Annotated in this window: 25 protein-coding genes; 13 read left to right on the forward strand and 12 right to left on the reverse strand. The window is 66.9% G+C overall.

Annotated elements, in window-relative coordinates:
• The first annotated feature begins 2 nt into the window (after positions 1 to 2).
• Genes EU513_RS01035 through dhaM form a run of 4 tightly spaced genes read left to right on the forward strand, consistent with a single transcriptional unit; the run spans position 3 to position 2,711 of the window.
• Positions 3 to 686: a nitroreductase family protein gene (locus EU513_RS01035; RefSeq protein ID WP_370447327.1), complete on the forward strand. Its 684-nt coding sequence runs from the start codon at positions 3 to 5 to the stop codon at positions 684 to 686.
• Positions 683 to 1,684: a dihydroxyacetone kinase subunit DhaK gene (gene dhaK / locus EU513_RS01040; RefSeq protein WP_129623990.1), complete on the forward strand. Its 1,002-nt coding sequence runs from the start codon at positions 683 to 685 to the stop codon at positions 1,682 to 1,684. Before EU513_RS01035 ends, dhaK begins: the two co-directional genes overlap by 4 nt.
• Positions 1,685 to 1,686: 2 nt before the next feature.
• Positions 1,687 to 2,304 (forward strand): dihydroxyacetone kinase subunit DhaL, encoded by a 618-nt coding sequence (gene dhaL, locus EU513_RS01045; RefSeq protein ID WP_168990090.1) that lies wholly within the window; start codon positions 1,687 to 1,689, stop codon positions 2,302 to 2,304.
• Positions 2,301 to 2,711 carry a dihydroxyacetone kinase phosphoryl donor subunit DhaM gene (gene dhaM / locus EU513_RS01050; RefSeq protein ID WP_129623992.1) on the forward strand — a complete coding sequence of 137 codons (411 nt, stop codon included), beginning with the start codon at positions 2,301 to 2,303 and terminating at the stop codon, positions 2,709 to 2,711. Before dhaL ends, dhaM begins: the two co-directional genes overlap by 4 nt.
• An 84-nt stretch (positions 2,712 to 2,795) precedes the next feature.
• Here the strand turns inward: dhaM and EU513_RS01055 are convergent, their stop codons facing one another.
• Positions 2,796 to 3,845: an alpha-hydroxy acid oxidase gene (locus tag EU513_RS01055; RefSeq protein ID WP_205744621.1), complete on the reverse strand. Its 1,050-nt coding sequence runs from the start codon at positions 3,843 to 3,845 to the stop codon at positions 2,796 to 2,798.
• A gap of 35 nt (positions 3,846 to 3,880) precedes the next feature.
• On the opposite strand from EU513_RS01055, the gene EU513_RS01060 reads away from it, so the two are divergent.
• Positions 3,881 to 4,690: an LLM class F420-dependent oxidoreductase gene (locus EU513_RS01060; protein ID WP_129623993.1), complete on the forward strand. Its 810-nt coding sequence runs from the start codon at positions 3,881 to 3,883 to the stop codon at positions 4,688 to 4,690.
• Between the two features lie 49 nt (positions 4,691 to 4,739).
• Here the strand turns inward: EU513_RS01060 and EU513_RS01065 are convergent, their stop codons facing one another.
• Entirely contained in the window at positions 4,740 to 5,156 is a 417-nt protein-coding gene (locus tag EU513_RS01065) for a VOC family protein (protein WP_129623994.1), read from the reverse strand.
• Between the two features lie 392 nt (positions 5,157 to 5,548).
• Here EU513_RS01065 and EU513_RS01070 point away from each other — a divergent pair, with 392 nt between their 5' ends.
• The 3 genes from EU513_RS01070 to EU513_RS01080 all read left to right on the forward strand — a co-directional run bounded on the left by EU513_RS01070 (position 5,549) and on the right by EU513_RS01080 (position 9,837).
• The gene (locus EU513_RS01070) at positions 5,549 to 6,262 is read left to right on the forward strand and encodes a thermonuclease family protein (RefSeq protein ID WP_240795863.1); all 714 of its coding nucleotides are present in this window, start codon (positions 5,549 to 5,551) and stop codon (positions 6,260 to 6,262) included.
• Positions 6,263 to 6,412: 150 nt separating this feature from the next.
• A complete protein-coding gene (locus tag EU513_RS01075) occupies positions 6,413 to 8,881 on the forward strand; it encodes a DNA topoisomerase (ATP-hydrolyzing) subunit A (protein ID WP_129623995.1) in 2,469 nt (822 codons plus the stop codon).
• A gap of 32 nt (positions 8,882 to 8,913) precedes the next feature.
• Positions 8,914 to 9,837: a sucrase ferredoxin gene (locus tag EU513_RS01080; protein WP_129623996.1), complete on the forward strand. Its 924-nt coding sequence runs from the start codon at positions 8,914 to 8,916 to the stop codon at positions 9,835 to 9,837.
• Positions 9,838 to 10,026: 189 nt separating this feature from the next.
• Here EU513_RS01080 and EU513_RS01085 read toward each other — a convergent pair whose 3' ends face one another.
• From EU513_RS01085 to dinB, 4 genes are all read right to left on the reverse strand, one after another.
• The gene (locus tag EU513_RS01085; RefSeq protein WP_239701989.1) at positions 10,027 to 10,425 is read right to left on the reverse strand and encodes a hypothetical protein; all 399 of its coding nucleotides are present in this window, start codon (positions 10,423 to 10,425) and stop codon (positions 10,027 to 10,029) included.
• Between the two features lie 10 nt (positions 10,426 to 10,435).
• The gene (locus EU513_RS01090; RefSeq protein WP_129623998.1) at positions 10,436 to 11,068 is read right to left on the reverse strand and encodes a transposase; all 633 of its coding nucleotides are present in this window, start codon (positions 11,066 to 11,068) and stop codon (positions 10,436 to 10,438) included.
• Between the two features lie 38 nt (positions 11,069 to 11,106).
• Positions 11,107 to 11,694, reverse strand: coding sequence for an HhH-GPD-type base excision DNA repair protein (locus tag EU513_RS01095; RefSeq protein ID WP_129623999.1), 588 nt, complete (start codon positions 11,692 to 11,694; stop codon positions 11,107 to 11,109).
• Between the two features lie 129 nt (positions 11,695 to 11,823).
• On the reverse strand, positions 11,824 to 13,038 hold the full coding sequence (gene dinB / locus EU513_RS01100) for a DNA polymerase IV (protein WP_129624000.1): 1,215 nt from the start codon (positions 13,036 to 13,038) through the stop codon (positions 11,824 to 11,826).
• A 76-nt stretch (positions 13,039 to 13,114) separates the two neighbouring features.
• Here dinB and EU513_RS01105 point away from each other — a divergent pair, with 76 nt between their 5' ends.
• Positions 13,115 to 13,591 (forward strand): hypothetical protein, encoded by a 477-nt coding sequence (locus EU513_RS01105; RefSeq protein WP_129624001.1) that lies wholly within the window; start codon positions 13,115 to 13,117, stop codon positions 13,589 to 13,591.
• A 33-nt stretch (positions 13,592 to 13,624) separates the two neighbouring features.
• Here EU513_RS01105 and EU513_RS01110 read toward each other — a convergent pair whose 3' ends face one another.
• The gene (locus EU513_RS01110; RefSeq protein ID WP_129624002.1) at positions 13,625 to 15,733 is read right to left on the reverse strand and encodes a type IIA DNA topoisomerase subunit B; all 2,109 of its coding nucleotides are present in this window, start codon (positions 15,731 to 15,733) and stop codon (positions 13,625 to 13,627) included.
• Positions 15,734 to 16,022: 289 nt separating this feature from the next.
• Here EU513_RS01110 and EU513_RS01115 point away from each other — a divergent pair, with 289 nt between their 5' ends.
• Both EU513_RS01115 and EU513_RS01120 read left to right on the forward strand, forming a co-directional pair.
• Positions 16,023 to 16,226, forward strand: a complete 204-nt coding sequence (locus EU513_RS01115) for a hypothetical protein (protein ID WP_129624003.1) — start codon at positions 16,023 to 16,025, stop codon at positions 16,224 to 16,226.
• 98 nt (positions 16,227 to 16,324) lie between these two features.
• Positions 16,325 to 16,807: a DUF456 domain-containing protein gene (locus EU513_RS01120; protein ID WP_129624004.1), complete on the forward strand. Its 483-nt coding sequence runs from the start codon at positions 16,325 to 16,327 to the stop codon at positions 16,805 to 16,807.
• 16 nt (positions 16,808 to 16,823) lie between these two features.
• Here EU513_RS01120 and EU513_RS01125 read toward each other — a convergent pair whose 3' ends face one another.
• The 3 genes from EU513_RS01125 to metF form a co-directional block, all read right to left on the reverse strand.
• Positions 16,824 to 17,261, reverse strand: coding sequence for a DUF3040 domain-containing protein (locus EU513_RS01125; protein WP_129624005.1), 438 nt, complete (start codon positions 17,259 to 17,261; stop codon positions 16,824 to 16,826).
• 130 nt (positions 17,262 to 17,391) lie between these two features.
• A complete protein-coding gene (locus tag EU513_RS01130) occupies positions 17,392 to 17,838 on the reverse strand; it encodes an SAV_6107 family HEPN domain-containing protein (RefSeq protein ID WP_129624006.1) in 447 nt (148 codons plus the stop codon).
• Positions 17,839 to 17,937: 99 nt separating this feature from the next.
• On the reverse strand, positions 17,938 to 18,831 hold the full coding sequence (gene metF, locus EU513_RS01135) for a methylenetetrahydrofolate reductase [NAD(P)H] (RefSeq protein WP_129624007.1): 894 nt from the start codon (positions 18,829 to 18,831) through the stop codon (positions 17,938 to 17,940).
• A gap of 89 nt (positions 18,832 to 18,920) precedes the next feature.
• Between metF and EU513_RS01140 the strand changes: the two genes are divergently transcribed.
• Positions 18,921 to 20,003, forward strand: coding sequence for a polyprenyl synthetase family protein (locus tag EU513_RS01140; protein WP_239701996.1), 1,083 nt, complete (start codon positions 18,921 to 18,923; stop codon positions 20,001 to 20,003).
• Between the two features lie 24 nt (positions 20,004 to 20,027).
• On the opposite strand, the gene EU513_RS01145 is transcribed toward EU513_RS01140, so the two are convergent.
• Positions 20,028 to 20,387: an Rv2175c family DNA-binding protein gene (locus tag EU513_RS01145; protein WP_239701997.1), complete on the reverse strand. Its 360-nt coding sequence runs from the start codon at positions 20,385 to 20,387 to the stop codon at positions 20,028 to 20,030.
• A 122-nt stretch (positions 20,388 to 20,509) separates the two neighbouring features.
• Here EU513_RS01145 and pknB point away from each other — a divergent pair, with 122 nt between their 5' ends.
• The gene (gene pknB, locus EU513_RS01150) at positions 20,510 to 22,456 is read left to right on the forward strand and encodes a Stk1 family PASTA domain-containing Ser/Thr kinase (protein WP_240795864.1); all 1,947 of its coding nucleotides are present in this window, start codon (positions 20,510 to 20,512) and stop codon (positions 22,454 to 22,456) included.
• A 64-nt stretch (positions 22,457 to 22,520) separates the two neighbouring features.
• Here pknB and EU513_RS01155 read toward each other — a convergent pair whose 3' ends face one another.
• Complete coding sequence (locus EU513_RS01155) at positions 22,521 to 23,849, reverse strand: class II 3-deoxy-7-phosphoheptulonate synthase (RefSeq protein WP_129624149.1); 1,329 nt, start codon at positions 23,847 to 23,849, stop codon at positions 22,521 to 22,523.
• Between the last annotated feature and the right edge of the window lie 46 nt (positions 23,850 to 23,895).

Raw genomic sequence — 23,895 nt, forward strand, 5'->3', positions numbered from 1 at the left:
TCATGATGGAACTGCAGAAGGCGATCCGTCGCCGCCGGATGATCCGCGATTTCGACCCCGACCGGCCGGTCCCGCGCGACGTCGTCGACACGGCGGTGACTCTCGGATTGCGGGCACCGAGTGCAGGCTTCAGCCAGGGCTGGGACTTCGTCGTGTTGACCGATCCCGCTGACCGGCAACGGTTCTGGGAGGTCACCACAAACGCCGACGAGGAACTCGACCGTTGGCTGGAGAAGGTGAGTTCGGCTCCGGTGCTGATTCTGTGCTGCGGCGACAAGGACACCTACCTTCGCCGCTACGCCCAGCCGGACAAGCCGTGGCAGGACATGGACGAATCGCACTGGCCCGTGCCCTACTGGGACGTCGACACCGGGATGGCCGCCCTCATCATGCTGCTCGTCGCTGTCGACGAAGGCCTGGGCGGTCTCTTCTTCGGAGTGCCGGTCGAGCGGTGCGATGTCGTCCGGGAGACGTTCGGCATCCCCGGAGACCGGTCGCTGGTCGGTGTGGTCGCGATGGGGTACGCGCGCACCCAGCGTCCGAGTGGCAGCACCCTGGCGCGCCGTCGTCGTCCGACGGGCGAGGTGGTGCACGACGGTCGTTTCGGCTCGCCCTGGTCCACCGATCGAAATGTGCTGACAAAGAACCCATCTCAAGGGGTTCCTTCCGGAAGGATGAAGACATGAAGAAACTCATCAACGACCCGGCTGATGTCGTCGTCGACGCGTTGCGTGGATTCGAGGCGGCTCACTCCGACCGGGTCCGCGTCGACCTCGACCTGAAGACCATCTACCGCAAGGACGCCCCGAAGCAGGGCAAGGTCGCGCTCATCTCCGGCGGCGGCTCGGGTCACGAGCCGATGCACGGTGGGTTCGTCGGACCGGGCATGTTGGACGCGGCCTGCTGCGGCGAGGTGTTCACCTCCCCGGTGCCTGACCAGATGATGGCGGCGACCACCGCCGTCGACGGTGGCGCGGGCGTCCTGCACATCGTGAAGAACTACACCGGTGACGTCATGAACTTCGAGATGGCAGCCGAGATGGCCGAGGCCGACTCGGGCATCCGCGTTGCCTCGATCGTGACCGATGACGATGTGGCAGTTCAGGATTCGCTGTACACGGCCGGGCGCCGCGGCGTCGGCGTGACCGTGCTGCTGGAGAAGATCGCCGGTGCTGCCGCCGAGGAGGGACGTGACCTCGACGCCGTCCTCGAGGTCGCGAAGAAGGTGAACGGGAACGGTCGTTCGATGGGCATGGCGCTCACCTCGTGCACCGTCCCGGCGGCCGGTGAACCCACCTTCGAACTCGGCGAGGACGAGATGGAGGTCGGCATCGGCATCCACGGCGAGCCGGGCCGGGAGAAGCGGCCTCTGGCGTCGGCACGCGAGATCGCCGAGCAACTCCTCGAACCGATCCTGAAGGACCACGACTTCAAGGGCGCTCCGGCAATCGTGATGATGAACGGCATGGGTGGCACGCCGCTGCTAGAGCTGTACCTGATGTACGGGGAAGTGGCGAAGATTCTCGAGGCCCAGGGCGTTTCGATCGCTCGCAACCTGGTGGGCAACTACATCACCTCGCTGGAGATGGCCGGCTGTTCGGTGACGCTGCTGCGCGCGGACGACGAGCTGGTGAGCCTGTGGGATGCACCGGTCAACACTCCCGGCCTTCGGTGGGGGTGCTGAGCATGACGTTGAACCTCGAAACGGCAGCTGCCTGGATGTCCGACTACGCGAGTGTCATCGACGAGAACGCGGCGATGCTCACCGACCTCGACCGTCAGACCGGTGACGCCGATCACGGCAGCAACATGCAACGCGGAATGAAAGCCGTTGCCGCACTTGACCCCTCGGAGTTCGACGATGCGGCGGCGTACCTCAAGAAGGCGGGCATGACACTCGTCTCCACCGTCGGTGGCGCGTCCGGCCCGCTGTACGGCACCTTCCTGCTCCGCTTCGCCGGCGCGGTGGGCGACGGTGGCAAGGACGCGCTGACCGCAGCCTTCCGGGCCGGACTCGACGGCGTCGTACAACGTGGCAAGGCCGAGGTGGGCGACAAGACGATGGTCGATGCCCTCTCCCCCGCAGTCGACGCGTTCGACGCAGCCGGCTCGCTCGATGAAGCGCTGAACGCGGCGGCCGAAGCGGCCGCGAAGGGTCGCGACGAAGCCACCCCGCTGGTCGCCCGGAAGGGTCGCGCGTCCTACCTCGGAGAACGCTCGAAGGATCACCAGGATCCAGGAGCCACCAGCCTCACCTTGCTGCTGGAGTCGGCCGCCCGCACTCTCGTAGGTGATTGCGCGTGATCGGTATCGTCGTCGTCTCGCACAGTCGAGCTCTTGCGGATGCCGCGGTCGAGTTGTCGTCCGAACTGTTCGGCGCCGGCACCCCGCCCACGATCGTGGTGGCGTCCGGCACCGCAGACGGCGGATTCGGCACGGATGCCACCGCAGTCAGCGCGGCGATCGAGGCGGCCGACTCCGGTGACGGCGTGCTCGTCCTGATGGATCTGGGCAGCTCGGTGATGAGTGCCGAGATGGCGCTGGAGTTCCTCGACCCCGACCTCGCCTCACGGGTACGCCTGTGCGGCGGACCGCTGGTCGAAGGGCTCGTGATCGCCGGCGTCACCGCGTCCACCGGAGCCTCGCTCGACAAGTGCGACAGCGAGGCGCGGCGCGCGCTCGAAGCGAAGGGCAAGCACCTCACCAGCTGATGAAGGTGCATCTCGTCCTGCACACCACCCTGCCGATACCTGGTCGTACACCGAGCAGAACTGTCCTGCGACATGTCGGCCTCGTCATCGGACAAGGCAGGCGTCCCGGATCTGCTGCAGGTCGGTGACGCCGGCCAAGCCCATCACGTGCTTCAGCTCGGCGGCGTACTCGAGCAGCAACGACTCGACGCCGGGACGGCCCTGCGACGCGAGCGCCCAGAGGGCAGGGCGACCGACGAAGACCGCTGACGCCCCGAGGCCCAAAGCGGTGAGGATGTCGAAGCCGTCACGCACTCCGCCATCGACGACCACCGGCACCGAATCACCCACCGCCTCGACGATTTCGGGAAGAACACTCGCGGGCGTCACGGCACGGTCGAGCTGGCGTCCGCCGTGCGCACTCACCCAGACGGCGTCCGCGCCGTGATCGACGAACAAGCGTGCGTCGTCCTCGCGGAGCACACCTTTCACGACGACCGGCAGGCCGCTGATCTGCTTCAACCACTCGATCGTCTCGACCCCGATCGCCGGGTCCTGGTCGATGTGCGACCACGGGGCGCGGGCCTGTTGGGGAGTGAGGTGATCGCCCATGTTCACCAGCGCGAGTTCGTCGGTCATCTCCATCGGACGCCCGGAGTCGGGGATGTTGCGGTGTCCGACGTACGGGGTGTCGACGGTCAACACCAAGGCGGTGGCACCGGTTGCGACCGCGCGCCGCACCATCCCTTCGGTGACCTCGCGCGTGAGCGTCATGTAGACCTGGAACCACCACGGCCCCCGCACGGCCGCACCGACGTCCTCGATCCGACAGGTGGAGCGACTGGAGAGCACGAACGGACTGCCCACCGCGCCGGCGGCTCCGGCCGTCGCGATCTCACCCTCGGCGTGCGTGAGTTTGTGGAAGGCGGTCGGTGCCACCCCGACGGGGTTCGACCAGGTGCCGAACAGGTCGAGGCCGAGATCGACGGTCGACACATCGCGCAGCGTCCGTGGACGCAGACGGTAGGCGGCCCACGAGGATTCGGCCTCGGCCACCGAGATTCCCATCCCGCACCCGCGCTGGACGTACTGCCAGAACGGTGGGTCGAGACGGTGCGCAGCGGTCTCCCGGAAAGCTTCGATCATCGGGTGCATACCTGCCACCCTAGGACCGCGTTAGCGTGGGTTTCATGACCAACCGCCCCGTCCGCATCGGCGTCCAGATCCAGCCCCAGCACGGCTCGTACGACAAGATCCGGGACGCGGTACGCCGCGCCGAGCACCTCGGCGTCGACGTGATCTTCAACTGGGACCACTTCTTCCCGCTCAACGGCGACCCCGACGGCATGCACTTCGAGTGCTGGACGATGCTCGCCGCCTGGGCGGAGCAGACCACCCGGGTCGAGATCGGCGCCTTGGTCACCTGCAACAGCTACCGCAACCCGAACCTGCTGGCCGACATGGCCCGCACCGTCGACCACATCAGCGACGGACGTCTGATCCTCGGCATCGGCTCGGGTTGGTTCGAGCGCGACTACGACGAGTACGGCTACGAATTCGGCACTGCCGGAGGCCGATTGGACGAGCTGGCGACCGCGCTGCCGAAGATCGAGCACCGCTACGAGCAGTTGAACCCCGCACCGACGCGCAAGATCCCCACGCTCATCGGCGGAGGCGGCGAGAAGAAGACTCTCAAGCTCGTCGCTCAGTACGCCGATACGTGGCACTCCTTCGCCGATCCCGCGGTGCTGAAGCACAAGCTGTCGGTGCTGCAGGGGCATTGCGAGCGGGAAGGTCGCCCCATCGAGGAGATCGAGATCTCCGTCGGGGTGGGCGGTAAGGGGCGCGAGGGACGCTCCCCGGACGCTCCGCAGGTCGAGGGACAACCGCTGTACGACCTGGGTGCGCGTCTGTTCACGATGGGCACCGGCGGGCCTGACTACGACCTCGCTCCGGTCGAGCCATGGCTGCGTTGGCGCGACGAGATCAACGGCAACTGATCCGAAAGTCCGCGAAACTCGCGGGTCAACTCGCTGCGATTGCGGACGTTCAGCGGTCGCGGGTGGACAGCACGCAGAACTCGTTGCCCTCCGGATCAGCCAGCACCGTCCAGGTGACCGCGCCTTTGTCGGCGTCCGATTGACCGACCTCGACCCCGGTGGCCCCGCGTTCGAGCAACGCTTTGATCTCGGCTTCGCGATCCTGGGATGAGTGCGGAGCGAGGTCGATGTGCAGCCGGTTCTTGACGGTCTTGTCCTCGGGCACCGGCACGAAGACCAGACCCTGCCCCTCGGCCAGCCAGTCGTCCAGCGACTTCACCGGATCGATACTGGTGCCCGGCGGAACAACGACGACCTCGTCGTCGGCCTCGTACACGATCACCCAGCCGAGGGTCTCGGCCCACCACCTGCTCAGTCGTGCGGGGTCGTGGCTGTCGACGACGATCGTGTACCAGCGAAGTGCCATACCGACGATTGTGCTCCTGGGTCGACTCGGAAACGGCGAAACGCCTGCGCGGGATGAGTACTGCAATCTAATCTCGTGAGGTGCCCCGCCTTTCACTCCGTGCGCTGACTCCTGCCCTGCTCGTGCCGCTTCTGGCGAGCTGCAACCCGGCCCCGGACACGACCCAGACTTCCGTCGCGCAGCACACATCGGCCGTTTCGACGGCATCCGTGAACGCCGGATCCACTGCAGCGCAAGAGAATTCAGCGGTACCGGAAGCAGCGAGCGACGAGCCGACCAACGGCACCTCTACCTCGGCAGCGGCGGCAGCCGCACCGTCCACAGGTGGTGAGACGACGGCCACGACACCCGGTAGCACCGCTTCTGCTCGGCCAGCCGGCAGCCTGGTGCAGGTGGCCGGCATCACCGACGGGGACACGATCAAGGTGTGGATCAACGGGGTCCGGCAGCCGGTGCGCCTGCTCGGCGTCGACACACCCGAGAGTCGTAAACCGAACACCGCCGTGGCCTGCTTCGCCAAGGAAGCCACCAGCAGGATGCAGAGCCTGGTCCAGTCCAAGCAGGTTCACCTGGTCGCCGACCCGACCCAGGTCGACCGTGATCGGTACCACCGGCTGGTGCGATATGTCGTGCTGCCCGACGGAACGGACGTGTCTCAGGCGATGATCGCCGGCGGGTTCGGTCGCGAGTACACCTACGCGGCGGCGTACGGCAAGCAGGATACGTTCCGCACCGCGCAGACCCAGGCTAAGTCGGCCAAGCTCGGCCTGTGGGGTGCCTGCAGCTATGACGCGGCCTTCAACCCGGCCTCCGCCGTCCCGTCCGCGACCGCACCGGCTCCCTTCGTCCCGCCGAGCACGTCCACCCAGCCGCCGGCACCCCGCCCGACCGCACGCCCGACCGCACGCCCGACAACGCCTCCGCCCGCGGCCGAGCCGGCCGGCTGCTCGATCAAGGGCAACATCAACAGCGAGGGTGAGAAGATCTACCACCTTCCCGGTCAATCGGCGTACGACAAGACCAAGATCACGACGTCCAAGGGCGAACGCTGGTTCTGCTCCGAGCAGGAAGCCCGGGACGCAGGCTGGCGCCGGGCCAAGCGCTGAGTTCCGATTCCCTTCTTTCGTCCCGGAATTGCGCGGCGAACGCGTGTCGGAACGGGCGTGACGGTGCCTGCTGAACAACACTTGCAGATGGCCTGTCGCCGTCGGCGGTGACAGGACACTCAGCTTGTCCGGCATCACCGAGGGAGACCCATGGCCCGCCGTCGTAACGACGACCAACCGCTCGAACCCGACTTCGTCGAGAACATCGTCGACATCACGGTCGAGGACGAGATGCAGACGGCGTTCCTGGAGTACGCGTACTCGGTCATCTACTCCCGTGCTCTGCCGGACGCCCGCGACGGTCTGAAGCCGGTGCAGCGCCGGATCCTGTTCTCGATGGACGAGTTGGGTCTGCGTCCGGATCGCAACCACGTCAAGTGTTCGCGCGTCGTGGGCGAGGTCATGGGTAAGTACCACCCGCACGGCGACACCGCGATCTACGACGCGCTGGTGCGTATGGCCCAGCCGTGGACGATGCGCCTTCCCCTGGTCGATGGCCACGGCAACTTCGGCTCGCTCGACCAGGGCCCCGCTGCGTCGCGGTACACCGAGGCCCGGCCGGCACCCGCCGCGCTGCTGATGACCGCGTCGCTGGACGAGAACACCGTCGACTTCGTACCCAACTACGACGAATCCGAGCAGCAGCCCGCCGTGCTGCCGGCGGCGTTCCCGAACCTGCTGGTCAACGGCGCCAGCGGTATCGCGGTCGGTATGGCCACCAACATGCCCCCGCACAACCTGGTCGAGGTCATCGGCGCCGCGCGGCACCTGATCACCAACCCCGACTGCTCGCTGGACGACCTGATGAAGTTCGTTCCGGGCCCGGACCTGCCGATGGGCGGCCAGATCGTCGGGCTCGAAGGCATCCGGGACGCCTACCTCACCGGACGCGGTTCGTTCCGTACTCGTGCGACGGTGCGGGTCGAGAATGTCACGCCGCGTAAGAAGGGTCTGGTCGTCACCGAACTGCCCTATCTGGTCGGTCCGGAGAAGGTCATCGAGAAGATCAAGGATCTACACCAGGGCAAGAAGATCCAGGGCATCTCCGACGTCAAGGATCTGTCCGACCGCAACAAGGGCCTCGAACTCGTCATCGAGATCAAGAACGGCTTCAACCCCGACGCAGTGCTGGAGCAGTTGTACAAGTTGACCCCGATGGAGGAGTCGTTCGGCATCAACAACGTCGCGCTCGTCGACGGTCAGCCGCGCGCCCTCGGCCTGAAGGAACTGCTGAAGGTTTACGTCGACTTCCGCATCGACGTGGTGCGCCGCCGCACCGAGTTCCGGCTGGCGAAGAAGAAGGACCGTCTGCACCTGGTCGAGGGTCTGCTCATCGCGATCCTCGACATCGACGAGGTCATCCAGGTGATCCGCACCAGCGACGACTCCGCTGCCGCCCGCGCCCGGTTGATGCAGGTGTTCGATCTGTCCGAAGCGCAGGCCAACTACATCCTCGACCTCCAACTGCGCCGACTGACGAAGTTCTCCCGCATCGAGTTGGAGCAGGAGGCCGACGAACTGCGCAAGGCCATCGAGGAACTCGAGGCGATCCTCGGCGATGAGAAGGTGCTCAACAAGCTCGTCTCGACCGAACTCGCCGACGTCGCCAAGGCTCACGGCACTCCTCGACGGACTGTGTTGCTTGAGTCCTCCGGAGCTCCGAAGCAGACGGCCACGCCGCTCGAGGTCACTGATGACCCGTGCTGGGTATTGCTCTCCTCCAGCGGACTGCTGGCTCGCACGACGACAGCGGATCCGTTGTCCGACAGCGGTTCTCGTAGAAAGCATGACGCGATCGTCGGCGCAGTACGCACGACGGTCCGCGGCGACTTCGGCGTGGTGACCTCCTCCGGACGGGTCACCCGGCTGACCGCCCTCGACCTGCCGACCCTGGTCGCCACCAATGAGGCGCCGGCGTTGTCGGGCGGAGCCCCGCTCGCGGCGTTCGTCGATCTGCCCGCCGGGGAGAAGGTGCTCACGTTGATGAGCCTGGACGCTTCGGCTCCGCCGCTCGCGATCGGTACGGCGAACGGTGTGGTCAAGCGGGTCACCACCGAGTACCCGAACCGTGATTCGTTCGAGGTGATCACGCTCAAGGACGGCGATGAGGTGGTCGGTGCAGCTCAACCCGCTTCCGACACAGCCGAACTCACATTCGTGACGTCGGCGGCCATGCTCCTGCACTTCCCCGCGTCCGGCGTGCGGCCGCAGGGTCGCACCGGTGGTGGCGTGGCAGGCATCAAGCTCGGCGCCGGCGCAAAGGCGATCTGGTTCGGCGCCGTCGAATCGGCCGACGCGGTGCTGGTCACGGTTGCCGACTCCTCCGGTGCGCTGCCGGGCACCGGAGGCGGGTCGATCAAGGTCACCGAATTCGCCGCCTACCCCGGCAAGGGTCGGGCCACCGGCGGCGTCCGCTGCCACCGTTTCCTGCGCGGTGAGGACGAGCTCGTCTTCGCCTGGGCCGGACGCGCACCACGCGCCGCGACCGGCGCAGGTGTCGCGGTCGACCTGCCGGACGCCGACACCCGCCGCGACGGCAGTGGCGTGCCCCTCACCGGCAACCTCGCTGCGATCGCCGGCTCGGTCGCAGACACCGCAACCGAACCGTCCGACGACTGACCGTCGACGATCGGTCCGGCAGACTGGCCCGCATGAGTGACGTGACGCAGTGTTCGCGGCAGTGGGACGAAGCCGGGCTCCCGGCGCCGGGTTCGGCATCGGTGGCGCAGTTCTGGGTCGCGCTGGAACAGAACGGACCGTGGGGTCATGACGCCATCGCGACAGCTCATTTGCCGGAAGGTATCGGCCCTGCGCTCGAACGCGCGATCTCGGACGCCGGAGGTCGGCTGTTGCTCATCCGCCGACCGGGTCGACACGTCGACACCCACGACACTTCACTCTCACGATTCTGTTTCGTCGCAGGCGGATCGGCCGATGACCCGTGGCTGTTGGAAGGATCGCTGGGTGATCCGGCTGACCTGCTCCGTATCGATTGGCGCCTGCACATCGCCGAAGGTCCGGATGCTGTGAGCCAGGTGGTGCCGCTGCTGGAGGAGACACGCGACGTCGCCCTCCTGGTCTGCGCCAACAGTAAACGCGACCAGTGTTGTGCGGTACGGGGCCGACCGGTGGCGGCACACGCGTCCGAACAACACCCCGGACGCGTGTGGGAGTGCTCGCACACGGGCGGACACCGGTTCGCACCCACTGCGGTCATGCTTCCCTCCGGTCAGACCTACGCCCGACTGACCGGGCAGACGGCGCTCGACGCATACGACGCGGAACGCCGGCGCGAGGTGGCGGCCTCGCTGAATTCGTTGTCGCACAACCGGGGGCGCAGCGTGCTCGCACCACCCGCGCAGGCCGCCGAAGCCGCCGTCCGCGCCGAGAGCGGTGAACTCGCCCTGGACGCATTCACCGTCGAGGAGGAGGACGTCGACCGAATGCGGGTGCAGCACCGGAACGGGCGCACCTGGCGTGTGCAAGTCACCTCGTGCGCCGGGCCAGACCTCAAGGACTCGTGCCTGAAGCAGCCGAAACCGTCGAACTACTGGACCGTGGAGTTGCTCGACTAGAGCGCCAGATACATCACATGCAGACCGACGAGACCGCACCCTTGATGCCGAGCTGGCCCAGATCCTGCCCGGCGCGTCGGTCCGGGGCGCCGCCAATGCCACCCGCCGCGCAGCGCTCAGCCTCTACCCGGACGGCGCGACCAAACGCTCGGTCTAGGCAGCAGACCCTGTCCAGGTGGATGTTCTGGCTCAGCTGATCAACCAGTGCGCAACTCCCGCGCATCCGCAGGCCCAGAGCACACTGACGAAGGTGCCGATGATGAATCGCTCGGCCACCGCCGAGTTGTCGCCGTTCTTCAGTTCCGGGTATCGACCCAGGCCCTTGACAGCCAGCACGATCGGGATCGCTTCGGGCCAACCGAGAAGAAGTCCCGAGTAGATCGCCAGCCGCTCCAGACCCCCGATCCACGCGCCCCCGCGCAGGCTCGACCCTGCGGCTTCGACGGAGTGTTCGTCGGCGTCCGCCGCCGGCGGCGTCGAGTGGCTGCCGCGGTCGACGACCCGGAAGCAGAGCATGGTGAGCAGCCCGCCGACCAGGACGGCCACGAAGCCGATCACCGTGACGATGAGCGCCGATCCCCGATCCATGGTGTGCACGCTAGCCGGGACCACCGACAGTCTCGGCGCGAGCCCGGTCGAGCAGTCGCTCGACCAGCCGCGCCCCCGCCTGCGTCTCGGCGAACCCACTCGATCGCAGCCGCTGGCTCACCGCCGAAGCGGTGATACCCAGGCTCTTGGCAACCTGCTGCTGTGGTCGACCGTCGGCGGCGACGGTGCACGCTTCCCAGCCGGCCGGCGTCCGGCGACGCCACACACTCAGCAACAGCCACAGCACTGCTTCGGCTTCAGCGCATGCGGGAGGGCCCACGACGCGTAGATCCTGCGGCGCGCTGCGCGCGGTGTTGAGCGCATCGCGGGCGGCGAGGAAGGCCGGACCGTTCGCGGCACGGACGTCACGCGGAACAGGACGATCGACATCGCCGATACCGATGCCTATACGCCAGCCACCGAGCCGCGTGAGGGTCTCGATGACAGACACCACCGCAGCCGAATCGGTGACCAAGCCCTGAATCTCGTCACCGGCTGTACGCGCGAATCGGCGCGAGCTTCGTCCGAGCCGCAGTTGCGCGAGGGCGTCCAGCGCCGCCGGGACGTTGTCGCCTCCCTTGCGACTACCGATCTGGTCGGCCGTGACGACGACCGAACCCTTCACCGCGTCCGATTCAGGCATATGCCTAAAGTACTACGGATGAAGGCTATTGCCTACATTCAGCTCGACTCCTCAGCCGCCTTCGCCTTGGCCGCGGCTTTGGTCTGCTTCTTGAAGTCGCGCACCTTCTGCAGCGACTCACCGTCGACGACGTCCGCCACCGACCGGAAGCTCCCTTCCTCTGCGTAGGGTCCGATCACCTCACGCCAGCCGTCCGACCGGACGTCGAGCCGCTTGGCCAGCAGGGCGGCGAAGATGCGGGCCTTCTGGTCGCCGTAGCCCGGCAGAGCCTTCAATCGTTTGAGCAGTTCCTTGGTGTCGCCGGCAGTCGACCAGATCTTCGACGCGTCGCCGTCGTACTCGGCGACGACGACCTGAGCCAGCTGCTGCACGCGACCGGCCATCGAACGGCCGTACCGATGGATCGCCGGAGGGGTGGAGGCAAGGTCGGCGAACTGCTCGGGCTCCTGTGCGGCAATCACTCTCGGGTCGATCGTGCCTAGGCGGGACGCGATCTTGGCCGGACCACGGAAGGCGTGCTCCATCGGATACTGCTGATCCAGCAGCATTCCGACCAACAGCGCGAACGGATCACTGGAGAGCAACTCGTCGGCTTCGACATCCTGGGCGATCTGCAGCTTCACCATGCGGCGCAGTCTAGGCCGCCCCCCGGGGCGAATCGGCCGGAGCACCTGCCACCTCGATTCCGAGGATATGCAATGTCGGTCCGGGCACCGTCGGGGTGCGGTGGACCTGGCCGCAGGACCCCGACTGAGTCACATTCCGTCGGGCAGCATCGGCACGTCGAACCCGTCCGAGCTGCCGACCAACACACCGCGCCGCACCGAACCCGACCCGAACTTCTCGCGCACCTCGTCCAACGCAGTGTCGAGGACACCGGATTGGTGGGCGTCGAAGGGCAACATCAACTGCGTGGTGCCGCTTGCGTCGAGAGCACCGATCGTCAAGCCCAGCAACGTGATTCCGCGGTCAGCGATCAGCGGGCGTAGCCCGAGCAACAGTTCACGGGAGATCCGCAGCACGGTCTCGGTGGCCATCGTGGGTCGAGGCAGCGTGCGTGATCTGGCGACCCGCTCATAGTCGCCGAACCGAACCCGGACGGTGATTGTCGCCCCTGGTCGGCCACCGTCACGGACTCGACCCATGACCCGGTCGACGATGCCGACGAGGATCTGGTCGAGTTCGGCATCACTACGCCGCCCGGGGCCGAACGCCCGCTGCGAGCCGATCGATCGGCGACGCCGACCCCGCTCGACCGGACGCGGATCCTGGAAATGCGCCAGTGCGAACAGGTGTCGCCCCGAGGCCTTGCCGACTGTCTCGGACAATGACCGATGCTCGAGCTCGGCGAGCTGCCCGATCGTGCGAATTCCCTTGGCGTGCAACTTCTCCGACGTCTTCTTACCGACTCCCCACAGCCGTTCGATCGGGAGCGGGTACAGGAAATCCTCCTCGCCGTCGTGTGGAACGACCAGCAAGCCGTCGGGCTTGCTGACCGCGCTCGCGATCTTTGCGAGGTACTTCGTGCGAGCTACCCCGACCGAGATCGGCAACCCCACCTCGTCCCGCACCCGCTGCCGCAGCAGCGCAGCGACCTGGGACGGTGAACCGACCAGACGGGCGAGTCCGCCGACGTCCAGGAACGCTTCGTCGACCGAAATTCCTTCGACGTTCGGCGTGAGGTCGTGGAAGATCTCGAAAACCGCCCGACTGGCTTCCATGTAGACCTTCGGCCGCATCGGCACGACCAGCAGATCAGGACACAGTTGGCGGGCGATGCGCTCGCCCATCGGTGTCGAGACGCCGTACGCCTTGGCTTCATAGGAGGCCGCCATGATGATCCCACCGCCGACCGCGACGGGACGCCCACGCAGCCGAGGGTCGTCGCGCTGCTCGACGGAGGCGTAGAACGAGTCGAGATCGGCGTGCAGCATCGGTCCCTCGACCACTCCCTCACCGGACACGAACATATGTTCGCATCAGCCGCCGACAACGGCCACCCTGCGCAGCGACCCGACCACCTCTTCCGGGTCGTACGGTGGGGGGATGAGCGACGAATCGAAGGAATGGAACAGCGACTTCGGCAGCACCGAACTCGACCCGCAGGAGCGCCGGGACGCCGAGACCTATCTCGACGACCCGAACGACAGCGACGATGAACCCTGGACGCCGCCGGAGCGACAGCCGCGGGCTGGGGAGTTCCTCGACGACGACGAGGAAGAGACGATCGACCAGCGCATCGGGCAGGAAATCCCCGAGGAAGGCACCGCCTACGGCGCGCCGGAGGAAGAGGCGGAGGCGTTACGCGACGACGCCATGGCCGGCGGTGACGACCCGGACGCAATCCCGGCCGACCAGGACTTCATCGGTGACCCCGACGAGGTCGACGACTCGGCGTACCAGCGGCGCGACGACACCGAACCCGCGGAGGAAGCGGCGCTGCACGTCGTGGACGACGATGAGCAGTCCCCCGACGAAGAGGATGTCGACATCGAGGACGAGGACGTCGAGTTCGAGGACTGACCGCGCAGCAGCCCTGACCCGGCGGGCCCGATCTCAGGCGTCGATGCGCTCGAGATCGAGGCCCGCTGCGTTGTCGACGATGAAGTCCTTGCGGGGCGCGACCTCCGAGCCCATCAGCAGATCGAACATCCGCTCGGCGGCCTCGGCGTCGGCGAGTGTGACCCGGCGCAGTGTGCGATGGCGCGGCTCCATCGTCGTCTCGGCCAGCTGGTCGGCGTCCATCTCGCCCAACCCCTTGTAGCGCTGCGGCTGCTTGATGTGACGGCCCTTCTTCTGCAGGTCGGCCATCGTCTTGCGCATCTGCGCCTCGGAGTAGGTGTAGATCACCTCTCCCTTGCTACGGCCCTGCGCACTGGTCTCTATGCGGTGCAGCGGAGGCACGGCGGCGTACACCTTGCCGGCCTCGACCAACGGACGCATGTACCGGAAGAACAACGTCAACAGCAGGGTGCGGATGTGCGCACCGTCGACGTCCGCGTCGGTCATCAGGATGACCTTGCCGTAACGCACCATCTCCGGGTCGAAGGAACGACCTGAACCGCCACCGACGACCTGGATGATCGAGGCGCACTCGGCGTTCTTGAGCATGTCGCCCACGGACGCCTTCTGCACGTTGAGGATCTTGCCGCGGATCGGCAGCAACGCCTGATACTCGGAGTTACGGGCCGCCATGCCGGTGCCGAGCGCGGAGTCTCCCTCGACGATGAACAGCTCGGTGCGTTCGGAGTCGGTGGAGCGACAGTCCTTCAATTTCGATGGCAGAGAAGAGGATTCGAGCGCTGTCTTGCGGCGCTGGGTTTCCTTGTGAAGACGCGCGCTGATGCGCGTCTTCATCTCCGACACGACCTTCTCCAGCAGCTGGGTCGACTGGGTCTTCAAGTCACGCTTGCCCGAGGTGAGGTTGGCGGTGAGTTCCTGTTCGACGACCTTGCTGACGATGGCCCGCACCGCCGAGGTGCCCAGCACCTCCTTGGTCTGCCCCTCGAACTGCGGCTCCGCCAGCCGGACGGTGACGACGGCGGTGAGTCCCGCCAGGATGTCGTCCTTGTCGACCTTGTCGTTGCCGACCTTGAGCCGGCGTGAGTTGACCTCCAACTGCTTGCGGAAGACCTTGAGCAGCGACTGCTCGAACCCGCTGACGTGGGTGCCGCCCTTGGGCGTCGCGATGATGTTGACGAACGACTTCACCTTCGTGTCGTAGCCCGTGCCCCACCTCAGCGCGATGTCGACGACGCAGTTGCGCTCGACCTCGGTCGGCATCATGTGGCCCTTGTCGTCCAGCACCGGCACCGTCTCGGTGAACGTGCTCTCACCCTGCAAGCGCCACACGTCGGTGACCGCAGGGTCGGCGGCGAGGTACTCGGTGAACTCACTGATGCCACCGTCGTGCAGGAACAACTCTTCGTGGGGACCATCGGCACCGGGAGTCTCGGGCAGACCGCGTTCGTCGCGGATGGCGATCGCCAGACCGGGAATCAGGAACGAGGTCTGGCGTGCACGATCCAGCAGACCGTCGTAGTCGAACCGTGCGTTCTTGAGGAAGATCTGGTCGTCGGCCCAGTAACGGATGCGGCAACCGGTGACCCCACGCTTGGCCTTGCCCACGACCGCGAGTTCGCTGCCCACCTCGAACGGAGTGAACGGCGCGTCCGGGCCGTCGCCGGCGAACGTGCCGGGTTCGCCGCGGCGGAAGCTCATCCCGTACGTCTTTCCCGCCCGGTCGACCTCGACGTCGAGTCGCGCCGAGAGCGCGTTGACGACCGATGCGCCGACGCCGTGCAGGCCACCGGAGGCGGTGTAGGAGCCCCCACCGAACTTGCCACCCGCGTGCAGCTTGGTGAACACGACCTCGACACCCGAGAGTCCGGTGCGCGGTTCGATGTCGACCGGGATGCCTCGGCCGTGGTCGCTGACCTGCACCGACCCATCGGCGAACAACGTGACCTCGATGCGATCGCCGTGACCGCCGAGCGCCTCGTCGACGGCGTTGTCGATGATCTCCCACAGGCAGTGCATGAGACCGCGCCCATCGGTCGAGCCGATGTACATGCCCGGACGCTTGCGCACCGCTTCGAGACCTTCGAGCACCTGCAGGTGCCGAGCGTTGTATTCGGAGGCGGACGATGTACTGCGAGGAACCACGGGGGTCGAACTCCTTCGTGCGGGACGGCGCTCGCAGCGTAACCGCGCCCACCGACATCGCCCGGGAGGCTGGCCGACGGAGGCTGGTGACAGTTCTGGTCACAGATCGGATATGGCACACGCCACACCGGTGAAGAACCCCTCCGGGAACACACGGAGGTGCTTGGATGTTGTCTCATCGGAACGGCGCACACCGTTGCAACCGGGAGGGGGCATCGACCGTCGTGACGAACGACCTCCTCGAGGGGAAACTGACGGCGTCTCGGCGCCCGACGAAAGGATGGACCCAATGGCCACTGCACTCGCACCTACGCTGACCGCCGCTGACCGCTGTGACCGATGCGGCGCTCAGGCATTTATCCGGGCCCGTCTTGCCGGCGACATGGAGCTGCTGTTCTGCGCTCACCACGGACGCAGCCACTTGGACAAGCTTCAGGACGTCGCCGAAGAAGTCATCGACGAGACCGACCGCCTGCACGCTGCTCAGGACTGACAGCGCGACAGACACCCCACCGGCCTGCCGGTGAGACCGAATCGCCCGCACCGTTCTCGGTGCGGGCGATTGGCTTGTCCGGGCGATAGGTTCATCGCGTGGAACCCGTGACTCTTCTGGCCGGCGCACTCATCCTCGTCGGCATCCTCGGCCTCATCGTGCCGGTCTTGCCCGGCCTGCTCGTGGTCGAGGCCGGTGTCCTGCTGTGGGCCTGGGACAACGGATCGACGACCGCCTGGGTGATCTTGGGGATCAGTGTTGTGATCGCGCTGACCGGCTGGTTCCTGCAGTACCAGATCCCGAACAGGTCGCTGCGCCAGGCAGGCGTCCCCGGGCGGTCCCGCTTCGCGGGCATCGTGCTTGCCGCGATCGGCTTCTTCGTGATCCCCTATGTGGGGCTTTTCCTCGGTTTCATCGCCGGCGTGTACCTCGCCGAGCAGGTACGCCTGCGCAATCCTTCGGCAGCGTGGACCTCGACCAAGATGGCCTTGAAAGCGGTGCTGTCCAGCATCGGAATCGAACTCGCGGCAGCCGTCACCGTGTCATTGCTGTGGGTGGGCGGGCTACTTCTCACTCGCTGAGAAGCCGACCGACGAGTCACCACTGCTCGCGACGACGCTTCTCCCAGCGCGCCTCGAGCCGCTGCATGAATGAACCGGAGGATCGCTGCTTGCCCGGGCGACTCACGCCGCGACCTCGCCCACCACGCGGACGGTGCCCGCGGGGTTCAGCCGGACGAACGGTGCCGTCGTCCTGCACGGTGCCTAGGTTCGCGGCCGAACCAGAGCCGTTGAAGGCCCATGCCGCGACAGCCACCATCACCACGAAGCCCACGACGCCGAGCCAGATGAGGTTGTTCATCACCCCGACGACGGCGACCGCGAGGCCCATCATCATCCCGAACGCGGCGATCATCAGGCGTCCGCGTCGCGGGCTGGTGACCGCACGCATCTGGGAGGCGAACTTCGGGTCCTCTTCGGACAACGCGCGTTCCATCTGCTCGAGCATGCGTTGCTCGTGCTCCGACAGCGGCACGGTCGACCTCCCAGCAGAAATGTTCCGGATGCACGTCGAGCATCGACGTGTACTTCTGAGGATAAGTCGCCGGCGGGCCGCATGGTAGGCCGGGCAGCAGAACTCGTCACTTTGAATTTCCGGCCGTGACTCACCGCGCCATCGACGGAGCCACCGCGGCGTCGAGCCCGGCGCCCAGAACGGACGCCATCGGCAGACCCAGACAGCGAAGCACGAGCCCGAGGAAGGTCTCACCGGCGCGAATCAGATCGTCGGCTTCGCGCACGGTGGGCCGCTGTGCTCCCCGATCGAAGATCTGCCCCCGGCGCCCGGTGTCGGTGAAGTAGGTCGCCCACTCGGCGAGCTCGGGAGCGACGGTCGGGACGACCTCCCACACCGACCGAGGACCCGACCTGGCGTTGCGCCGGCTCCGCGCGGCCAGCAACGCAGCCGCTGCGCGCAAGGCGGCCAGCTGTGCGCAGCGGTACCGCTCGATGACGTCCTGTTGATGACAGGCCTCGAGCAGGCAACCGCGGGAGCGATCGATGAGATCGAGGACCCCGGTGGCGAGCGGGGTCGGGCTGGTGACGGTGGACATGGCGCCTCCTGCGAAGGGGTGGACCGAACGAGGTGTTCGAACTCATGTTCGAACGCTCATACAGTAGGTTCCCCCACCGACAACCCGTCGCGCAAGCGTTCAGCCGACCAGGTTGCGGTGCACTTCCAGCGTCGCGGTCGACCGGTTCATCGTGATGAAGTGAAGACCGGGCGCACCTTCGGCCAGCAAGCGCTGCGCGTGCTCCGTGCAGATCTGGATGCCGACCTCCCGGACGGCCGACTTGTCGTTCTTCACCGCCTCGATGCGCTCGACGACCTCCGCGGCCAACGGCTGACCGTTGAGTTCGGTCATCCGTTGCAGCTGGCCGTAGGCAGTCACCGGCATCAGTCCGGGAACGATCGGAATCGATCGCCCGGATGCGGCGACCAGGTCGCGTAGACGCAGGTAGGCGTCGACGTCGGTGACCATCTGGGTGATCGCGAAGGACGCACCCGCCTGCGCCTTGCGGATCAGAACCTGAGCGTCGTCCTCGAGCGACCCCGACTCCGGGTGCTTGTCGGGAAATGCGGCCACTCCGACGGTGAACTCGCCGAGCTCTCGAATCAGACCGACCAGTTGGTCGGCGTGGTCGAGACCCTCCGGGTGGGGGGTCCACGGCGTGCCCAGTCCACCGGCGGGGTCGCCGCGCAGGGCGAGGATGTTGCGGATGCCCGCACCCGCGTACTGGCCGACGATCTGACGCAGCTCGGTCGTCGAGGAACCGACACAGGTCAGGTGCGCCATCGTGGTGAGTGTCGTCTCGTGCTCGATCCGGCTGGTGACGCGTACCGTCCGGTCACGGGTCGAGCCCCCTGCGCCGTAGGTGACGGAGACGAACGAGGGTCGGATCCGCTCGACTCGCCGGATGGAATCCCACAGGATCGCTTCACTCGCGTCGTCCTTCGGCGGGAAGAACTCGAAACTGAACGCCGTGTCGGGCGCGTGGAGCAGGTCTGGAATGCTTGGGTGCGGACGAGCGCTCGCATCGGGCATGTGGGCGACCTTAGCGGTTACCCGGCCCTCGACCCGACAGTGACCGACTCGTGAGTAACCCCTGATCAAGCCCGCCGAGAGGACCCCGCGTGAATCAGCCCCTTCCCCTCGAGGAGTTGCGCGCCCAGGTTCAGACCGTCCTTGATCGCGCACACGCCCACCACACCGCCGAGCTCGCACCGATCGGCCCGGAGATGGACGCTCTGATCGCGCCGATCAACGCGCTGCTGCGTGGCGGGAAGCGACTACGTGCCGCGTTCTGCTACTGGGGTTACCGTGCCGCCGGCGGACGACACGACGACGCGATCGTGCAGGTGGCGACCGCCATGGAGGTCTTCCAGGCAGCGGCGTTGCTGCACGACGATGTGATGGATCGCAGCGACACCCGTCGCGGCATGCCCACCGCACATCGCACGCTCGCGGCGTTGCACCGGGAGCACGGCTGGGACGGAGAATCGGACCGATTCGGCGAAGCCGCCGCGATTCTCGCCGGCGATCTGTGCCTGAACTGGACCGACGAGTTGTACAGCACCAGTGGGCTGCCGGCCGACGAACTGGCTCGAGGTCGCGTCGTGTTCGACCGGATGCGGACTCAGCTCATGGGCGGCCAGTACCTCGACGTCCTGGAATCGGTGCGCCCGTGGGAGTCGGCCTCGACGCAGGACCGCATCGAACGGGCCCGACTCGTGATCCGTTACAAGAGTGCCAAGTACACCGTCGAACAGCCTCTGCTCATCGGCGCGACCGCGTTCGGCGTCGACGCCGACACCGAGTCGGCGCTGTCCGAGTACGGCCTCGCACTCGGCGAAGCGTTCCAACTGCGCGATGACCTGCTCGGTGTCTACGGCGACCCGGAAGCCACCGGCAAGCCCGCCGGTGACGACCTGCGCGAGGGCAAGCGCACCGTGTTGATCGCCCTGGCGCTCGACAACAGTTCCGCCGGGGAGGTCAGCTTGTTCAACGAATCCTTCGGACACGACGATCTCGACGACGACGGAATCGGTCGACTGCGGGACTGGATCACCACGTCCGGCGCGGTCGAGCGGGTCGAGCAGATGATCACCGACCTGAGCCGTGAAGCCGGCTCGGCACTCGACCGGGCCGACCTCGATCCGGAGGGCGAGCAGATGTTGCGCGAATTGATCGGCATCGCCGTCGCGCGCGCAGCCTGACCGTTCAGCCCGGGAGGGCGTGCCTCACCAGGCCAGTTCGCTGGCCCGTTTGCGCACTTCTGCCTTGCGGCCGAGCTGCAACATAGTGATGGGTGAACCGACCACCGGCAGGGTCTCGTCCGGGGTGAACAACCAGCGCAGCGCCTCGTCGGCGGTGAGATGCGCATCGCGCAGCACCGTGATCGTGCCCATCAGCGCCGGCAGCAGTTCGCCGTCCTTGACGAAGGCGGCCGGTACCGCCAGCGCCTCGTTGGAGCCGATGCGTGCAGCGAGCAACTCGCCGTCATCGATCATCCGGCGGACGGTGCGGTGCGGCAGGCCGAGAGCATCGGCGACTTCGGGCACGGACAGCCAGGAGCCGACCAGGGTTTCCACGTCGTTCACGGCACCAGCTTGGCATGTCGTGCGTCGGATCGATGCGGCGCCGGGTCTCGTCGTGACGGGCAGAGCCATACACGCAGCCCAACCTCCCCGGCGCTGATGCGGAAGGAACTTAGAATTTGCGGGTGAGTCCAGCCAGTGAAGCCTCGATCGTGGGACGAGTGATCGACGGTCGATACCGCGTCACCCGGCACCTCGCCGACGGCGGGATGGGCTCGGTCTTCGTGGCGATCGACGAGCGCCTCGAGCGTGACGTCGCGTTGAAGGTGATGCGTGCGGACCTCGCGCGCGACGACGCGTTCGTCGCGCGGTTCCGACGCGAGGCGCGCTCGGCGGCCCGGCTGGGGCACCCCAACGTCGTCGCCGTGACCGACCAGGGCTCGGACGGGCAGTACGCGTTCCTGGCGATGGAGTTGGTGCTGGGTGACACGCTGCGCCAGCTGATCCGGCGGCGCGGACCGCTACCGGTCGACGAGGCCCTCGGCCTGATGGACCCGATCCTCGACGGCCTCGCCGCCGCGCACCGTGCCGGCCTGGTACATCGTGACGTGAAGCCGGAGAACGTCCTGATCAGCCAGACCGGCCAGGTGAAGGTCACCGACTTCGGACTGGCACGTGGGGTCACCACGAGCACACTCACGGGCGACAGCGACATCCTGCTCGGCACCGCCTCCTACCTATCCCCCGAGCAGGTGGAGCACGGCACGGCCGACGCGCGTTCGGACGTCTACTCCGCCGGTCTGTTGCTCTTCGAGATCCTCACCGGCGAGAAGGCGTTCCCGGGCGACTCGCCGATCCATGTCGCGTACCAGCACGTGCACGGCACGATGCCGCGCGCGTCGGACGCCGTCTCCGGTATCCCGGACACTGTGGACGACCTCATCGCCCAGGCCACCGCCAAGGATCCGGACGATCGCCCGGCCACTGCCGCCGACCTGCTGGTCGCGCTGCGGACGGTGCGACGCGGGCTCGAGTCCGGACACACCGATCACACCGATCACGGCGACCGGCGCACCCGTGCGCTCCCCTCGGACACCGAGACCACCGAGACCACCGAGACCACCGATGCACAGGTCGACCACGAGCCGGTGGACGCCGGCAGGTCGCACACCACTGCCATCCACAGCAAGACCAACCCGCTCGACACCCGCGGCTATCAGGCGGGTGAGAACTCCCGGCGTCCTCGACGCGGTCTCTCGCTGGTCGTCCTGTTCCTATTGGCGTTGCTGCTGCTCGGCGCAGCCGCCGCTTGGGCCTTCACGTCCGGCCCGTTGGGGTCGACAAAGGTGCCGACGGTGAACGGGTTGGCCCAGGGCTCGGCGGTCGAACGGATCAGCAAGGCTGATCTCAAGGCACGCGTCCGACAGACCTTCAGCGAGAGCGTCGCCCAAGGCAAGGTCATCAGGGCCGAACCGGGCGCCGGGTCTGAGCAGCGCAAGAACTCCACCGTCACCCTCACCGTTTCCAAGGGGCCCGAGCGGTTCAGTGCCCCGAAACTTGCGGGGTCGAAGCAGGCTGCAGCGCGGGCGGCGATCACGAAGGCGCAGTTGGGCGTGGGCACCGTGACGCAGGCCTTCCACGAGAGCGTCCCGACCGGCTCGGTCATTTCGTCTACCCCGGCACCTGGCACCGCGCTCAAGAAGGGTGCCAAGGTCAATTTCGTCGTGAGCAAGGGCAAGCAGCCGGTGCCGGTCCCGAACGTTGCCGGTCAACCTCGAGCTGAGGCTGAAGGTTCGTTGACCAGTCTCGGGTTGAAGGTGGCCTACGGCACGGAGGAGTTCTCGGAAACGGTCGCCAAGGGTTCGGTCATCCGCAGCACTCCCGCGAGCGGCGCGAACCTGTACAAGGGCGACTCGGTCGAACTGATCGTCTCCAAGGGGCCGGAGATGGTCCAGGTCCCCAGAGTCATCGACATGAAGAGCGGCGCCGCCAAGACTCTCCTGGAGTCACAGGGATTCACCGTCGAACTCGACCGGTTCTTCGGCGGGCTCTTCGACACCGTCCGGGATCAAAGCCTGCGCCCCGGCACCTCGGTGAAGAAGGGCAGCACGATCACCCTGTCGATCGTCTGACGCGTCAGCCGCAACAGAAAGGGACCGGTTCACCTGTGAACCGGTCCCTTTCTGTTGCTGATCGTCAGCGGCTGCGCTGCGCGAGCATCTCGGCGACCAGGAAGGACAACTCCAGGCTCTGTTGGTGGTTGAGTCGCGGGTCGCACGCGGTCTCGTACCGCTTCTCCAGGTCGGCGTCCAGAATCTGTTCCGAACCGCCGAGGCACTCGGTCACGTCGTTGCCGGTGAGCTCGACGTGCACGCCACCGGGGATCGTGCCGAGCGCGGCGTGCACCTCGAAGAAGCCGCGCACCTCATCGACGATCTGGTCGAACTCACGCGTCTTGTAGCCACTGGGCGACTCGAAGGTGTTGCCGTGCATCGGGTCGCAGACCCAGACGACCTGGGCACCCGACTCGGTCACCCGCCGAACCAGGTTCGGCAACTTCTCGCGGACGACACCGGCGCCCATCCGGGTGATGAACGTCAGGCGGCCGGGAGTGCGCTGCGGGTCGAGACGGTCGATCATCCGCAGCACGTCGTCGGGGTCGGCGTTCGGGCCGAGCTTGACGCCGATCGGGTTGTGGATGCGGGACACGAAGTCGATGTGTGCGCCGTCGAGGTCGCGGGTGCGCTCGCCCACCCAGACGAAGTGGCCCGAGACCGCGTACGGGTTGCCGGTCCGCGAGTCGATCCGCGTCAACGGCTGTTCGTAATCGAGCAGCAACGCCTCGTGGCTGGCGAAGAACTCCACGGTGCGGGCGTTCATCGCATCGAAGTCGGCGCCGCACGCCTTCATGAACTTCATCGCACGGTCGATGTCGCGGGCCGTCGACTCGTAGCGGGCGTACGCCGAGTTGGCGATGAACCCGCGGTTCCACTCGTGCACGTGACGCAGGTCGGCGAAACCGCCGGTGGTGAAGGCTCGCACCAGGTTCAGCGTCGAGGCACTGGTGTGGTAGGCGCGCAGCAGTCGCTGGGGGTCGGGGGTGCGGGATTCCTCGGTGAACGCGAAGTCGTTGACCATGTCGCCGCGGTACGCCGGGAGGGTGACGTCGCCCCGGGTCTCGGTGTCCTTGCTGCGCGGCTTGGCGTACTGGCCGGCGATGCGACCGAGCTTCACGACCGGGGTGCTCGCGCCATAGGTGAGGACTGCGGCCATCTGCAGGATCGTCTTGATGCGGTCGCGGATGTTCGCTGCGGTCGCCGCGGAGAACATCTCGGCGCAGTCGCCTCCCTGCAACACGAAGGCCTCACCTTTCGCGGCCGCGGCAAGGCGATCGCGCAGCACGTCGCACTCCCCCGCAAACACCAGCGGCGGCAGCGAAGCCAGCTCGGAGCGCACATACTCGACGGCATGACGGTCGGGCCAGGTGGGCTGCTGCATGGCAGGCAGCTGCGGCCACTCGGGCATCTCGTTCAGGGCGTCGGGGTTCAGTGCGGTGGTACTCACCCGGCAA

Source organism: Yimella sp. RIT 621, assembly GCF_004146205.1.
Classification (GTDB): Bacteria; Actinomycetota; Actinomycetes; order Actinomycetales; family Dermatophilaceae; genus Yimella; species Yimella lutea.